At 38.5% G+C, this 15,472-nt stretch carries 10 protein-coding genes and 1 pseudogene; 7 read left to right on the top strand and 4 right to left on the bottom strand.

The genetic code is table 11. The annotated features are described in order from the left end of the window. The coding region (locus tag KH943_RS05285; RefSeq protein ID WP_304108577.1) for an inorganic phosphate transporter at positions 1 to 1,163 on the top strand (1,163 nt) is incomplete at its 5' end. 113 nt (positions 1,164 to 1,276) lie between these two features. Next, positions 1,277 to 1,882 carry a TIGR04211 family SH3 domain-containing protein gene (locus KH943_RS05280; RefSeq protein WP_304108575.1) on the top strand — a complete coding sequence of 202 codons (606 nt, stop codon included), beginning with the start codon at positions 1,277 to 1,279 and terminating at the stop codon, positions 1,880 to 1,882. An 81-nt stretch (positions 1,883 to 1,963) separates the two neighbouring features. On the opposite strand, the gene ispC is transcribed toward KH943_RS05280, so the two are convergent. Together ispC and KH943_RS05270 are read right to left on the bottom strand one after the other, a co-directional pair. Beyond that, the gene (ispC, locus tag KH943_RS05275; RefSeq protein ID WP_304108571.1) at positions 1,964 to 3,154 is read right to left on the bottom strand and encodes a 1-deoxy-D-xylulose-5-phosphate reductoisomerase; all 1,191 of its coding nucleotides are present in this window, start codon (positions 3,152 to 3,154) and stop codon (positions 1,964 to 1,966) included. 142 nt (positions 3,155 to 3,296) lie between these two features. Then, complete coding sequence (locus tag KH943_RS05270) at positions 3,297 to 3,980, bottom strand: 2,3-diphosphoglycerate-dependent phosphoglycerate mutase (protein WP_005706845.1); 684 nt, start codon at positions 3,978 to 3,980, stop codon at positions 3,297 to 3,299. A gap of 185 nt (positions 3,981 to 4,165) precedes the next feature. Here KH943_RS05270 and envC point away from each other — a divergent pair, with 185 nt between their 5' ends. From envC to cydD, 4 genes are all read left to right on the top strand, one after another. After that, positions 4,166 to 5,341 (top strand): murein hydrolase activator EnvC, encoded by a 1,176-nt coding sequence (gene envC, locus KH943_RS05265; protein WP_438359822.1) that lies wholly within the window; start codon positions 4,166 to 4,168, stop codon positions 5,339 to 5,341. 235 nt (positions 5,342 to 5,576) lie between these two features. Beyond that, positions 5,577 to 7,292 carry an autotransporter assembly complex protein TamA gene (gene tamA, locus KH943_RS05260; RefSeq protein WP_438359823.1) on the top strand — a complete coding sequence of 572 codons (1,716 nt, stop codon included), beginning with the start codon at positions 5,577 to 5,579 and terminating at the stop codon, positions 7,290 to 7,292. Position 7,293: 1 nt separating this feature from the next. Then, entirely contained in the window at positions 7,294 to 11,220 is a 3,927-nt protein-coding gene (tamB, locus tag KH943_RS05255; protein ID WP_304108563.1) for an autotransporter assembly complex protein TamB, read from the top strand. A 27-nt stretch (positions 11,221 to 11,247) separates the two neighbouring features. Next, positions 11,248 to 12,990 (top strand): heme ABC transporter permease/ATP-binding protein CydD, encoded by a 1,743-nt coding sequence (cydD, locus tag KH943_RS05250; protein ID WP_304108560.1) that lies wholly within the window; start codon positions 11,248 to 11,250, stop codon positions 12,988 to 12,990. Between the two features lie 182 nt (positions 12,991 to 13,172). On the opposite strand, the gene KH943_RS05245 is transcribed toward cydD, so the two are convergent. Together KH943_RS05245 and KH943_RS05240 are read right to left on the bottom strand one after the other, a co-directional pair. Continuing rightward, positions 13,173 to 13,730, bottom strand: coding sequence for a YtfJ family protein (locus KH943_RS05245; protein ID WP_304108557.1), 558 nt, complete (start codon positions 13,728 to 13,730; stop codon positions 13,173 to 13,175). A gap of 60 nt (positions 13,731 to 13,790) precedes the next feature. Continuing rightward, on the bottom strand, positions 13,791 to 14,633 hold the full coding sequence (locus tag KH943_RS05240) for a 23S rRNA (adenine(2030)-N(6))-methyltransferase RlmJ (protein WP_304108554.1): 843 nt from the start codon (positions 14,631 to 14,633) through the stop codon (positions 13,791 to 13,793). 313 nt (positions 14,634 to 14,946) lie between these two features. Here KH943_RS05240 and KH943_RS05235 point away from each other — a divergent pair. After that, positions 14,947 to 15,372: pseudogene (locus KH943_RS05235) on the top strand (sodium/glutamate symporter); the annotation flags it as partial. Between the last annotated feature and the right edge of the window lie 100 nt (positions 15,373 to 15,472).

The raw sequence follows: 15,472 nt of genomic DNA, 5'->3' as shown, positions 1-15,472 counted from the left end.
TGGGAACTTCTGTAGGCTCAGGCACAATAACCATCAAACAAGCAATTATTATCGCAATGATTTTTGAGCTTGCAGGAGCTTATCTTGCAGGTGGTGAAGTGGCTGATACCATTAAAAGTGGTATTATCCAGCCTGATGCTTTTACTAACATGCCTGAAATTTTAGTGCTTGGGATGATGTCTTCTCTTTGTGCGGCAGGTGTTTGGCTTATTGTTGCAACTAAAATGGGCTGGCCTGTTTCAGGCACGCACACTATTATTGGTGCGGTAATTGGTTTTGCTTTAGTTACCGTTGGTGCTAGCTCAATTCAGTGGGGACAACTCACAGGGATTGTAGGTAGTTGGTTCATTACACCTGTGCTGGCTGGAATTATTGCTTTCGTGATTTTCGTGAACTCACAAAAACTGATCTTTAACCGCACAGAACCGTTCAAACAAGCAAAGAAATATGGCCCATTCTATATGGCTGTTACCATTTTTATTCTTTGTATTGTAACTATCTCAAAAGGTTTAAAACACGTTGGTCTTAACTTAACTGGCTGGCAAACTTTTGGTATTTCACTTGGCTTAGCTATTATCGCTGGCGTAATCGGTGTGCTTTATTTCCGTAGTCAAACTTTTGAGAATAAAGTGAAAGATAAAAGTGGCTTCAGTGGCGTTGAAAAAATCTTCAGCATTTTGATGCTTTTAACCGCTTGTGCAATGGCTTTCGCACATGGTTCAAACGATGTGGCTAATGCAATCGGTCCACTTGCAGCTGTTGAAGCTATTATTAGACAAGGCGGTTTAGTTGAAGGTCCAACTCGTATGGCAGCCTGGGTATTGCCTCTTGGTGCTGTAGGTATGGGCATAGGCTTAGCGGTAATGGGTAAATCAGTAATGGCAACAGTAGGAACTGGTATTACTGAACTTACACCAAGCCGTGGCTTCGCTGCTCAATTTGCTTGTGCGGTTACCGTAGTTCTCGCATCTGGCACGGGTTTACCAATCTCAACGACACAAACTCTAGTAGGTGCAATTCTAGGTGTTGGCTTCGCTCGTGGTATTGCCGCAATCAACTTAGGTATTATCCGTAACATCGTGGCATCTTGGTTTGTTACCTTGCCAGCAGGCGCAGTACTTTCAATTATTATTTATTACATCTTGTACGCCATTTTTCATTAATTTTATTAGGGTGGAATTAAATTCCGCCCTTTGATTTTATTTCTAAACTATTTCCGAGAATAGAAGTCGAACAAAAATAGTTTAGAAATAAAAATTTTCTATAAGGATTTTTTATGTCAAAAAAATCACACAAAATTCTTTTCTCATCACTACTACTGAGCTGCTCTATCCCTGCCTTTTCTACAGATTACATCACTGAAAACCTCAGCACTTACATGCGTAAAGGTGCTGGAGAGCAATTCAAAATTTCAGGCACAATTCAAGCAGGAGAGAAAATCACAGTACTGGATCGTAAAGAACGCTTTGTGTTAATTCGTGACAGCCGTAATCGCGAAGGCTGGGTGCTTGCATCAGAAGTTTCACAAACGGCAAGCCCGAAAGAGTTAATCCCTCAACTGCAACAACAAGTTCAAGATTTAAACGGCAGACTAGCTAAAATTGATAGCGACTGGCAACAACGCACAGTTGAAATGCAACGCCGTAGCCATGAATCTCAAAAACAAACGAGTGACTTACTTGCAGAAAATACTCAGCTTAAGCGTGAAATAGAAATGCTAAAGAATAAAAATCGTAGCTTAGAAACGATGCAAGATAGCGAAAAACGCGCCATCGCTACCCAATATTTTATTTATGGTGGGTTGGTTTTAATTGTTGGTTTAATCTTAGGTCTATTTATACCTCATTTAATTCCTCGCCGTAAATCTAGTAGATGGTATTAACGAATTGAATGGATTACCAATAATAACAATCCGTATATTATGATCATTTTCACGTACGGATTGTTATTATAAACAACCTATCTAAAGTTGAAAAATATTTTGTCTTGCCAATTCTCTTGCCAGTTTATCAATATGTAAGACATCATCAATTTCTTGAATATCAATTGGTGCAATATTTTCAACAACACTTCTATTCACATTCACAATATCAATAAAACGAATCTGCTCATTTAAAAAAGCTTCAACAGCAATTTCATTTGCGGCATTCATTGCAGTAGTTGCATATTGCCCAGCGGCGAAAGCATCAATCGCCAACTTGAGGTTTGGATATCGTTCAAAATCTGGATCAATAAAGGTTAATTCTTTAAGTTTGAAAAAATCAAGTGGTGGTACACCCGCATTAATGCGAACAGGGTACGCCATACTGTGTGCAATCGGTGTACACATATCAGGATTCCCCATCTGGGCAATCACTGAACCATCAATATAACGAACCATAGAATGGATAATAGATTGCGGATGAATAATAATTTCCATCTCTTCGGCAGAAGCATTAAATAACCAGCGAGCTTCAATATATTCTAAGCCTTTGTTCATCATTGTTGCACTATCAACAGAGATTTTTTTACCCATCGACCAGTTTGGATGAGCAACGGCTTGGGCTGGTGTAATCGCATCAAATTCATTCAATGGCTTAGTACGGAACGGGCCGCCCGAACCAGTTAAAATAATTTTACTCACACCTAGTTCTGCAAGCGGGCAGAAACCAATTTTATTTTGTGCTTCAACTGGTAAAGATTGGAAAATAGCATTATGTTCGCTATCGACAGGTAAAAGTTTTGCACCTGATTTTTTCGCTTCATCAATAAAAATCTGCCCACAAGTAACTAGCGATTCTTTATTCGCAAGTAATACACGTTTCCCCGCTTTAACCGCAGAAAGCGTAGGCAAAAGTCCTGCAGCACCAACAATTGCTGCCATTACCATATCTACTTCAGGGTGAGAGGCGAGTTCACAAATTGCTTTTTGCCCTGCTAAAACTTTAGTATTAATATTAAGTGTGATGAGATGTGCTCTAAGATGTGCAGCTGCATTTTCATCATCTAATGCAGCAAATTGGGGCTGAAATAAGACGCATTGCGCTGCCATTAACTCCACATTTTTTCCGCCCACTAAAGCAAAAATTTGATAATCGGATGGGTTGTTTTGGATCACTGAAAGGGTACTTTTACCAATAGATCCGGTCGATCCTAAAATAACGATTTTTTTCATTTTTATTTCCTTTATAAAGAAAAACATGATTATTCTAACACAGGAAAACAACGTTTAATATTTTGTAGGAATATGTATTTATAAAAAATGGCTGTTGAGTATTCAACAGCCATTTACAACTATTTTTATTTATTACGAGAAATTATAGGTAAAATTTCTCTACAAAGTTTAATTTGTCATCAAGTTTTAACACTAATGGCTGCCCCGTTGGGATTTCGAAATCCATAATTTCAGCATCAGAAATACCGATAATGTGTTTTGCTAATGCACGTAATGAGTTACCGTGAGCCGTTACAAGAACACGTTTACCAGATAATAATGCTGGTGCGATTTGGTCTTCCCAGAATGGTAAAACACGTTCCAATGTGATTTTTAAGTTCTCAGCATTTGGAATCACATCCTTTGGTAAATGTGCATAACGGCGGTCATTGTGTGCAGAATTTGGATCGTTTGGATCTAAATCTGGTGGTGAAATATCGTAAGAACGACGCCAGATGTGCACTTGCTCATCACCATATTGTTCCGCTGTCGCTTTTTTATCTAAGCCTTGTAATGCACCGTAGTGACGTTCGTTTAAACGCCAGTTTTTCACTTGAGGAATCCATAATTGGTTAGATTCTTCTAATACGATGTTACAAGTTTTGATTGCACGCGTTAATACAGAAGTGAATGCGATATCAAATTCGTAACCAGCGTCTAATAATTTTTTACCAGCTGCTTTTGCTTCTTCGATACCACGTTCTGTTAAATTAACATCACGCCAACCTGTAAATAAGTTTTTAGCATTCCACTCACTGAAACCGTGGCGAATAAATACTAATTCCATAGGAGCTCCTATTAAGTTGAGTTGATTATGAAAACGGGCTATTTATAGCAAAAAATCCTTGATTTTTAAAGGGTGAGCCACTTTCTTTTTGTAAAAGGGTATAAAAAGTCGTAGAAAAGCTGATTTTCCTCAAAAATTTCACTAAAATAGGCACTGTTTACATCTGCTCTCTTAAGGAATTTTTTGTGAAAATTCGCCATCTTTTTGTTCTTATATTTAGCTTATTTGGTTTAAATAGCCTAATTACGATAAGCAACGCTAATCAACTTTCTGAAATCAACCAAAAAATCGAAAAACAGAAAAGTAAAATCAATGAAAACCGCCAAAAACGTAATGCGTTGCAGGCTACACTTAAACAGCAAGAAGTAGAAATGGGACAAGTATTTACCAAGCTAAAAGATACAGAAAGCTCATTAGCTGATATTAGAGCTTCGATTAAACGTACAGAGCAAGAGATCAAGCGACTAGAACAGCAAGAAAAAGAGCAAAAAGAGCGATTAAAAGAGCAATTGGATTCGGCGTACCGTTCGAACGTTCATCCGTCTGTGCTAGAGCGGTTGATGTCCGATTCTGCAAAAAATGCAGACAGAATGACCGCTTACTATGAACATATCAATCAAGTTCGCATTGATTTAATTAACGATTTACGCCATACTCAAGAGGAGCTAAAAGTTCGCCGAGATGAGCTAAAAGGCCAGCAAAAAGGACATCAGACGCAGCTTTCGACCCAAAAGAAGCAAGAGCAAGATCTGAAAAAAATGCAGCGTGAGCGTGAAAATACGTTAAAGGCGATTGATAAAACACTGGAAAAAGACCAAAGTCAGTTAGAAGAATTAAAAGCAAATGCTGTAGCTCTTCAACAAAAATTGGTAGTAGCAACTCGCCAAGCAGAAGAGCAGGAAAAACGCGATATTGCTCAGTTAGATGCCAAGAAAAGCAGAGAGGAGAACCGCAAAGCGACCGAAATTGAGAAGCAACAAGTACGAGCGGGCAATGGTTTAGGTTCAAGCAAATATTCTATGCCTGTTTCGGGTAAAGTAGTCACTAACTTTGGTAATGGTTGGAATGGTGTAGTAATTTCAGCTAGTGTAGGCACTCCTATTCGAGCAATTGCGGGAGGTAAAGTGATGGTAGCGGGCTGGTTACAAGGCTATGGTAATGTCGTAGTCATTAGCCACGGTCGTGAGGATTTATCTGTTTACGGTTACGCCCAAAGCGTTCTAGTTAAAGAAGGCTCCCGTGTTTCTGCTGGGCAAACTATTGCAACTGTGGGGAACTCTGGCGGTCGAAGCAGCCCCGCCCTTTATTTTGGTATTACCCGTGCGGGGGTAGCGGTGAACCCGTTGAGGTTAGTGAAATAAACTGAAAGTAACCAAATTAGATTTTTATATTATAAAAAGTTACTCTTCACCCCTTTTCCTTGTGAAAAAGGGTAAAGACTAGCAAAAGAAAAAATACTATTTAGTCACCTAAAGCCAATTCTAGGTATATCAAGGACATAACGTGCATTTTAAACTTCGTTTTTTAACACTTTGTTGCCTAATTGCAATCTCTTCATTGAGCTACGCAGAAGAAATTGCAAAAAAGGAAGAAAACCTGAGTGCTTCTGATCAGCTAGAAAATAGAGAACACGCTCAAGTCGATTTAGAGGTCAAAGGCATTGCAGGCAGAGATAAAGATGCTTGGGCAAACGTACAAATTTTTTTATCACAGATTTCATCCGAATATGCTGATGGTTCGGAACGTTACCAATATTTGGTCCAAAATGCTGTCGATAAAGGCTTGCGTGCAAAAGGCTTTTACAACACAAAATATCGGTTTGTCTTAGAGCCGCGAGAGGGTAAAAAGTCGTTATTAGTGCTGAATGTTGAGCTGGATAAAGAAACAGTAAAAATTGATGAAACAGATATTCAAATTATTGGAGATGCTGCAACAGATCCTGATTTTGAGCATTTAGTAAAATCTGCTCCTAAAAAAGGAGGAACTTTATATCACCGAGTTTATGACAATTTCAAAAGTGATCTAGAAAGCCTTGCCTTTCAAAAAGGATATTTCGATGGGCAATGGATTTATCACCGTTTAGAAGTTTATCCTACAGAACACAAAGCTGACTGGCAATTAGGTTATAATAGTGGGGAACGTTATCACTACGGTAAAATTCATTTTACCGATAATCAAATTCGTGAAGATTATCTGTACAATATTCTTAAAATTAGAACAGGTGATCCCTACTATACTAATGACCTCTCTACTTTAACGTCTGATTTTTCTTCAAGTAATTGGTTCTCTTCTGTTTTAGCGGAGCCTAAACTAAATGAAAAAGATAAAAAAGTTGATTTGGATATACAGTTTCAACCCCGTAAACAAAATGAGATAGAGGTCGGTTTAGGCTTTGCGACCGACGTTGGACCACGTTTACAATTTAACTGGAAAAAGCCCTGGATAAATAGCCGTGGGCACCGCTTAGAATCTCGAACTTATATCTCAAAGCCAGAGCAAACTGCAGAATTTGGTTATAATATTCCATTAAGAACTCGACCTATTCATTACTATTATCAATTCTCTGGTAGTATTGAACACGAAGATCAAAATGATACGAAATCAACTGCATCTACACTTGGTTTTCAACGTTTTTGGACAAAAGAAGCGGGCTGGTCTTTTTCTACAGGGGTAAAAGCCCGTTATGATTCTTTTACACAGGCAGATATTTCTCATAAAACATGGCTAATTTATCCAACAGCCTCTTTAAATCGAACTCGCTCGGATGGACATCGCTTTGCTCTTTGGGGAGATAGTCAAAAGTTAACGGTAAATTGGGGATCAAAAAATATTGCCTCAGATATTAATTTTTATACTTGGAAATTTTCTAATGCTTGGATTCGAACCTACTTTAAAAAACACCGATTTGTATTACGTGGCGAAGTGGGAGGAATTCACACCAAAGAGTTTGAACGAATTCCACCATCATTACGCTATTTTGCGGGGGGTGATATGAGTGTGCGAGGCTTTGGCTACAAAGATATTTCACCTCGTGATCCCAATAATGGGAAACGTATCGGTGGTTCGCGCTTAGCAACAGGATCTGTGGAATATCAATACCAAGTTTACCCAGATTGGTGGGCAGCTGCTTTTTATGATACAGGCTTGGCTTCCGACAAATTCAATAGCAAAGATTTACACGCAGGTGCTGGCATTGGTGTACGTTGGGCATCGCCAATTGGTTCCATTAAACTTGATATCGCAACACCTGTGAAATCACCGAACAATGAAAAAGGTGTTCAAATTTATATCGGATTAGGTTCAGAACTTTAATATGCAAGAACAAGAAATAACAGAACAATTAAACAAAACAGAAAAGCAATCTTCAGAAACAAAGCCAAAACGTAAAGGTAAGTTTCTGAGTCGAATGCTTGGTGTAATTTCGCTACTTTCTATTGGCGGAATTGGCTATCTTACCACAGGCTACGGACAACGCTCAGTCATTCACCTCGCTGATCGCTTATTAGATACACTTTCCATTGAACAGATTGAAGGTAGCTTGCAAGAGGGGCTGACGCTCACCAATACTCAATACAAAATGGCAGGATTTGAGGTCTCTGCAGGCTTGGCACAATTACATTTCGATTTTTCTTGCCTGTGGAAATATGATGCTTGCCTTGAAAATCTAAGCTTAAAAGAGGCGAAGGTTGTGATTGATACTATACAACTTTTGCCTTCTCAACCTCAAAAAGATCACAAGCCTTTTACCGAATTCAATCTTCCGCTTGGTATTACCGCAAAAAATATTGCTTTGGACAATCTCAACGTTAAAGTGGATGATCTTGATATTCAGCTTGATCATTTCCAATCAGGCATTCAAGGCAAAGGACGCTCAGTCACTCTTTTTCCAACCGAGCTAAATGGCTTGGCAATTTCGCTTGCACCTCAATCGACAAATGAACCAGAGCAAGCGATCAAATCTGAAGCAAAATCTGCAAAAGAGCCAATTGATTGGGCAGCTATTCAACAAACACTTAATTCGCCTTTTCTTGATAATATTCAACCGCTTGCGTTACCACTTGATTTCAATATTGAACAGCTAAAGTTAGCGAATATCAACATTAGCCAAAAGCCGTTGAACCAAGATAAAAAACCAAATCAGATTTTTAATTTAGATCAGGCAACCTTAGTCGCAAAAGCGAATCATCAGACTGTTGAAATTCGCTATTTAGATCTAAAAAGTAAGCAAGGTCATCTTTTGGGGCAAGGGCAACTTGTGCTAAACGGCGATTATCCGCTTGATTTTCAACTGCATGCAGAAGGTTTGCAAAATTTCTCATCAGAAATTCCTGTGAAGAGTGCAGAAATTGCCCTTTCTGGCGCTCTTTTCCAAAAAACAGCATTAAATGTAAAAACTTTGGGGGCAATTCAAGCCGAATTAGAAGGTAATATTGCGTTAGCCACCGAAAACAACCCGTTTAATCTTAGTCTAAAAAGCCAATCTTTGACTTATCCTTTCTTCCCTAAAAAGGGCGAAGATCCGCTGAAATTAAATAATATTGCTTTGAATTTACAGGGTGATATGCGCCATTATCAACTCTCGCTTTCAGGCAATGCGAAGGGAGCGAATATTCCTGCTACAAGTGTGAATTTAAAAGGCAATGGCACTATTACCCATTTTGCCATTGATGACCTAAATTTAACCGCTTTAGACGGAAAAGCTCAGCTTTCTGGCTTAGTGGATTGGCGTGATGGAGTAGAATGGCAAAGTAAATTACAGCTCAATAATATCAACACAAAATCTCTCTCTCCAGATTGGTCTTCATTATTAAGTGGTGATCTTGAAAGTAAAGGTTATGCCGCTCGCGGGGAAGAGCACAATGAATGGGCGATAGATGTGCCCAAAATGGACATCAAAGGGACTCTTTCACAACGTACTTTACAGCTTCAAGGACAATTGAAGTCAGATCATCAAACCTTGTTGAACGTACCAAATGCAACCTTGATTTATGGCGAAAATCGCATCGCAATGCAAGGCGTGTTGGGTGACAATTCAAACTTTACCGCTAATCTAAACGCCCCTAATTTACAAGGTTTAGTGCCACGTTTAAAAGCGGGCATCAAAGGTAATATAACGCTTTTGGGTAAAGTGAGCGAGCCAAACTTAGAGCTCGATCTAACTGCTAATAATGTGGCGTATGATGATCTTAATTTACAACATTTAACGGCGAAAGGGAAAGTTACGACCGAAAAAAACATTCAAGGAGATGTGGCTATTACGCTTCGAAAACTTACCTATGGAGAAATTAAAGTTGAAAAAGTTGATCTCAATGCAAAAGGCTCAGAAGCGCAACATAGTCTCACGTTCAACGCAAAAGGGGACCCAATCTCGGCTAATTTGCAACTTTCTGGCAAATTTGACCGCTTGCAACAGGTGTGGAATGGACAAATTAACCAATTAGTAATTGAAAACCAAGAACTAGGCAAGTTTAAAACCAACCAAACTGTGAATGTGAACTACAACAATCAGCAAATTAATGCTCAAGTGTCTCCACATTGCTGGTTAAATTCACACGCAGAACTCTGCTTCCCGCAAACCTTTAACGCGGGACAAGATGGGAACATCCCATTTGAGATTAAGCGATTAAATTTAGAGATAGTGAAAGATTATTTAGATAACAGTATGAAATTATCAGGTATTCTTTCAGCAAAAGGTGAAGCTGCATGGTTTAAAAACAGAGCACCACAAGTGAATTTAGAGGTGAACTCAAACAGCTTAAAATTCACTCAAATCTTATCTGAAGGCAGAACTTTCCCGATAACTGCAAGCCCACTTAAAATCAATGCACGTTTGGCAGACAATAATCTTAATCTCAAAACGGATCTGCAAATTGAAAACAATGGGCGGCTTGTAACGGATTTGGTGATAAAAGATATCATCAAATTGCGCACCTTATCTGGGAAAATTAATATTGATCAAATTTCACTTCGTCTAATCAAACCATTATTGATGGGAGGTGAGACGGTCGATGGTAATATTAATGCGAAATTAACAATGAGCGGCAATATGCTCGCACCACAATTGCATGGGCAATTGATTTTACACGATTTACGTGCAAAATCGGTTTCAATGCCGTTTGATATTACAGATGGACATTTGGCAATGAATTTCCTAGGAACAAATTCAACCCTTTCAGGTATGATCAAAACACCAGAAAGTGATTTGCATTTAGAGGGTTCTGCCGATTGGCGAAAACTGAATGCATGGCGAAGCACCATTAACGCCCGTGCTAATCGCTTTAAAGTGAGTATGCCAAATATTGGGAAAGTGGAAATAAGCCCGAATATTTCGGTTTCGGTCACACCAAAAGAACTTGAGTTAGGCGGCAATATTGATATTCCATGGGCAAGAATTGAGGTCGAAGAGCTGCCTGAAAGTGCAGTAAGTGTGAGCGACGACGAAGTAATTATGGATGGTTCAGTGAAGAAAAAAATCCCGTTAGCACAACGTCAAATTCCTCAAACCACCTCAAGTGGGATGGCGATTAAATCAAATATTAACATTCATATTGGTGATGATGTGAATCTCAATGCTTATGGCTTGAAAGCGAATTTAGATGGCACCATTGCAGTGCGCCAAGGCAAACAGGGTTTAGGGCTATATGGACAGGTGAATTTAACTAAAGGGCGATATGCTTCATTTGGGCAAGATTTAATTATCCGCAAAGGACAAATCAGCTTCGCAGGATTACCTTCTCAACCAAATTTGAATATTGAGGCAATCCGCAATCCAGAAGCAATGGAAGATAGTTCTATCATTGCAGGTGTGAAGGTATATGGATTAGCCGACCGTCCTGAAGTTAAGGTTTTCTCTGAGCCTGCGATGTCGCAAAATGATGCACTTTCTTATGTGCTAACAGGGCGTTCACTAGATAGTAGCGGTGATGGAAATGCAAATAACTCAATGGCAGCAGCGGTGATAGGCTTAAGTTTGTCTAAAAGTAGTAAATTAGTGGGTAAGGTCGGAAATGCCTTTGGGCTTAATGACTTGAATGTGACTACAGCAGGAATTGGCGACAACACGAAAGTGGAAGTAAGTGCTAGTCTTACACCAAAATTTAGAGTGAAATATGGGGTTGGACTTTTTGCTCCTTTAACGGAGCTGACTCTACGCTATAATCTTGCACCAAAATTGTATTTACAATGGGTTTCCAGCGTGAATCAAGCGGTTGATTTAATGTATCGTTTTGATTTTGACTAAAACATGCCCATCTCAATAGAGAAATAAATGAAAAAAGAACGACAAAAATTATTACAAAAATGGCTGCGTGAACAGCAAAAAATTGTCAAAAAGTATCTTCTATTAAACATCTTTTTTGGGGTAATCACTGCCTTATTTATGATGGGACAGATGGTATTGATTGCCTTGATGCTGCATAAAATGATTATCGAACACCAAACCGCTAGACAGTTTCTGCCTGAAATCGGATTATTATTTGGCTGTTTTACCGCTAAAGCGGTGCTGTTCTGGCTGCGTGAACGAATGGGCTTTAAAGCAGGGCAAACTTTGCGATTGCATTTACGCCAGCAGATTATCCAAAAATTATTGGCAGTTGGACCAATGTCGCTTCAACAAAAACCAACGGGTAGTTGGGCAAATTTAATGTTGGAACAGGTAGAAAACCTGCATAATTTCTATGCTCGCTATCTGCCTCAGCAATTTTTATCGCTGATTGTGCCGATCTTGATTCTCTGCGTAGTCTTCCCAATCAATTGGGCAGCAGGCTTGATTTTATTTATAACGTTACCACTTCTCCCTATTTTTATGGCATTAGCAGGCATTAAAGCGGTAGAAGCTAACCAACGCAACATTAGCGTACTTTCAAGAATGAGCGGTCAATTTTTGGATAAACTTCGCGGATTAGAAACGATCCGCCTATTTGGGCAAGCTGAAAAGCAAACTGAACAGATTTACCAAAGTACCGAAGAATTTCGTTTGAGTACGATGGATGTACTGAAAATGGCATTTCTTTCTTCGGCGGTGTTAGAGTTTTTCACCGCAATTTCGATTGCAGTAATGGCGGTTTATTTTGGTTTTACTTTCTTAGGCGAGCTAGATTTTGGTGGCTACAACGCTGCTGTTGGGCTATTTACGGGCTTTTTCTGTTTGATGCTTGCACCAGAATTTTATCAGCCATTGCGTGAATTGGGCATATTTTATCATGATAAAGCTGCAGCAATGGCTGCAGCAGATAATATTGAAGCCTTTTTAAACGAAGAAGTGCTGACTCACCAATCTTCGCAAAAAGATTTACTAAATCAACCGCTTATGATTCAAGCGAAAGATTGTGTAGTGCTTTCTCCGCAAGGCAAACGCTTAACTCAGCCACTTAATTTCGAAATTTTCGAAAAACAGCATATTGCTTTAGTTGGTCAAAGCGGTGCTGGCAAAAGTTCATTAATGAATATGCTACTTGGTTTCTTACCATATGAAGGCTCGGTTATAATCAATGGCATTGAACTACGTGAATTAAACTTAAGCCAATGGCGAGAAAAATTAGCGTGGGTGGGGCAAAATCCTCAGCTTATTCGTGGTTCATTAAAAGAGAATATTTTGCTTGGTAATTACGAAGTCTCAGAACAAGCCATTGCACAAGCCCTTTCGCTTTCTAAAGCGGATGAGTTCGTTCACCGCTTAGGCTTAGAACACCAAGTGCAAGATAGCAATGTCGGTATATCTGGTGGGCAAGCTCAGCGTATTGCAATAACTCGTGCCTTGCTGAGAAATTATGAGCTATTGATGTTAGATGAACCCACTGCAAGTTTAGACTTGCAATCGGAACAACAAGTACTACAAGCCTTGCAGCATTTAAGCCAACAACACACCACCTTAATGATCACTCACCGCATTGAAGATTTAGCAAATTGTGATGAAATTTGGGTCATGAAAAAAGGGCTGATTGTTCAAAAAGGAAAATTTGTAGAGATTAAATCCCAAGGAGATTTTGCGGACTTGTTAAGCGGTAATTAAAAATTGTAATGATAAAAAAGAACCTTTAGATAAACGAACAGAGAAAGCCCATTTCCCTTATAAATACTGAAACGTAAGAGGAACTTATACAATAAAGGATTTTTTTAAAAATAATCATATAAGGCAAAATAGCTGTTTTTATACTTGCCTTTAAATTTTCACGATGCAAAGCTAATGCTAATTTATTGGCTTAATTTATAAACAAGGTTAATAACTGCTTTAATTTCTTCGTCTGATAGCTGTCCTTCTTTGACAAATTTTACCTGGCCATTTTTATCTAATACGATAATTGCACTTTCTTTGCCTTTCAATGCCCAAGCATTCTTCACTGAACTTATATTATCTAGCACAACTTGGCTGTGAGGATTTTCTTTTTTTCCATTTTCTGCACTATTTTTTACAAAAATACCCGTTCCGACTATGGCATCATCTGCGTTAATAATTGTTGTTGTTTGATATTTTGTAGAATCAAAATGTGCGGATTTAATTGCATCAATAACCGCTTGATTTTTTTCTTTCGCTGTACTTCTACCAGCTAAATGGTGAACAATTCTTACTTTTCCACTTAAAGCAGTTGATTTCCATAATTGAAATGCAACTTCATTGCCTTTTAAAATAATCTCGCCCTTATCAGAAACATTCACTTGAGGTAATGCTTGCTCAAGAGTTAGATTATGTGCCAATACTGAACCAGTAAATGCCATTCCACCAACTACGCATAGGGTAATAAATTTTTTCATTTTTAATTCCTTAAATTAATTTGATTAAATTATTAAACAGTTCATGAAACAAAGTAATCATTATTCTGGTGTAATCCAATCAACGCTCCAAGAACCTATCCCCTCTGGCGCAAGTATATCTGTTAAGTAAGGCAGAATTTTTTTCATCTGGCTTTCTAACAGCCAAGGCGGATTGATAATAATCATTCCACTTGCAGTCATTCCACGTTGGTCTGAATCTGGGCGAACAGCAAGTTCAATCTGTAAAATCTTGCGAATTCCAGTTTCTTGCAAACCACGTACGATACGTTTAGTGTGTTGACGAAGCACTACAGGATACCAAATCGCATATACGCCTGTCGCAAAGCGTTTATAACCTTCTTCAATGGCTTTAACCACTAATTCGTAATCTTCTTTGAGCTCGTAAGATGGGTCAATAAACACAAAACCACGGCGTTCTTTCGGTGGTAATGCTGATTTTAATTGTTGGAAACCATTTTCACGTTTGGTCTGCACATTCTCTATTTTAGCAAACTCTTGACGTAATAATGGAAAATCGTTTGGATGAAGCTCAGTTAAAATCGCACGATCTTGCGGGCGAAGTTGATTCACAGCCAATAATGGCGAACCAGCGTAATATTTTAATTTACCGCCACAATTGATTTTTTTTAGCTCATCAATATAAAGGGCAACTTCTTCAGGCAAATCACCCCGTTCCCAAAGGCGAGCTACCCCTTCTAAATATTCGCCCGTTTTTTCTGATTCTGCACTAAGCAGGCTATAACGCCCTGTGCCAGAGTGAGTATCTAAATATAAAAAGCCTTTCTCTTTTTGTTTTAGTGACTGTAAAATAAGAAGCTGCACAATGTGTTTAAGCACATCTGCGTGGTTTCCTGCGTGGAAACTATGACGATAGCTAAGCATTTTTTTCTAAACCTTAAAATCAATTATTTAATCTAAAATTTAATTACTTTATCCATCTATATTAATTCATTTTATTATATCATGATCATGAGCTAATAAAAAAACTCAGATTAAATATCTATAAATTCTGTCATAATGCCAAGCAAATTTTGCGTTTTAAAGATCTTGATATATCTAAATCATAAAAATTTATAATCCTTTAAATAAAGAAATCTTATGCAGCATCTTGACAAACGAATTTTAATACGATAACTTCAAAACTCATTTAAAAACTGCCTACATAAAAGTAGGTTCAATCAAGAGGAATTTTATCGTGGAACCAATCATATTAAATGGCTATCACACGCTAATTGCAGCAACTCTCGTATTACTTTTAGGACGTTTGCTCGTAAAAAAAATCCAATTCTTACAAGATTTCAATATCCCAGAAGCAGTTGCAGGAGGTTTAATCGCCGCTGCCATCATTTTCGCACTTTACCAGTGGTTCGGTTTATCTTTTCAATTTGAGAAAAGTTTACAAAATGCCTTTATGCTTGTCTTCTTCTCATCTGTTGGCTTATCAGCAGACTTCTCCCGCTTAAAACAAGGTGGCTTCCCACTTGTAATTTTCCTGGCTATAGTAGGCGTGCTTATCCTTGTACAAGATGGTGTAGGTGTAGGTTTAGCTTCATTACTTGGCTTAGACCCTAAAATTGGCTTAATCACAGGTTCTATCACACTAACAGGTGGTCATGGAACATGTCCTTTTATCTTACAGGTTAACCCCTATCAATCTTAGGATGAAACCACGCCATCCTCTGCTTGCCTGGTTATTAATTTCATATCATCTTATGCCTTTT

This window comes from Haemophilus parahaemolyticus (assembly GCF_018373095.1).
GTDB classification, from domain to species: Bacteria; Pseudomonadota; Gammaproteobacteria; order Enterobacterales; family Pasteurellaceae; genus Haemophilus_A; species Haemophilus_A parahaemolyticus_A.
The sequence above is the reverse complement of the archived record's forward strand: the minus strand, read 5'-3'. Positions and strand labels throughout refer to the sequence as shown.

Coding starts and splice junctions, on each gene's coding strand:
- KH943_RS05280 (WP_304108575.1), top strand. CDS start 1,277: ATGTCAAAAAAATCACACAAAATTCTTTTCTCATCACTACTACTGAGC.
- ispC (WP_304108571.1), bottom strand. CDS start 3,154: ATGAAAAAAATCGTTATTTTAGGATCGACCGGATCTATTGGTAAAAGT.
- KH943_RS05270 (WP_005706845.1), bottom strand. CDS start 3,980: ATGGAATTAGTATTTATTCGCCACGGTTTCAGTGAGTGGAATGCTAAA.
- tamB (WP_304108563.1), top strand. CDS start 7,294: ATGCAAGAACAAGAAATAACAGAACAATTAAACAAAACAGAAAAGCAA.
- cydD (WP_304108560.1), top strand. CDS start 11,248: ATGAAAAAAGAACGACAAAAATTATTACAAAAATGGCTGCGTGAACAG.
- KH943_RS05245 (WP_304108557.1), bottom strand. CDS start 13,730: ATGAAAAAATTTATTACCCTATGCGTAGTTGGTGGAATGGCATTTACT.
- KH943_RS05240 (WP_304108554.1), bottom strand. CDS start 14,633: ATGCTTAGCTATCGTCATAGTTTCCACGCAGGAAACCACGCAGATGTG.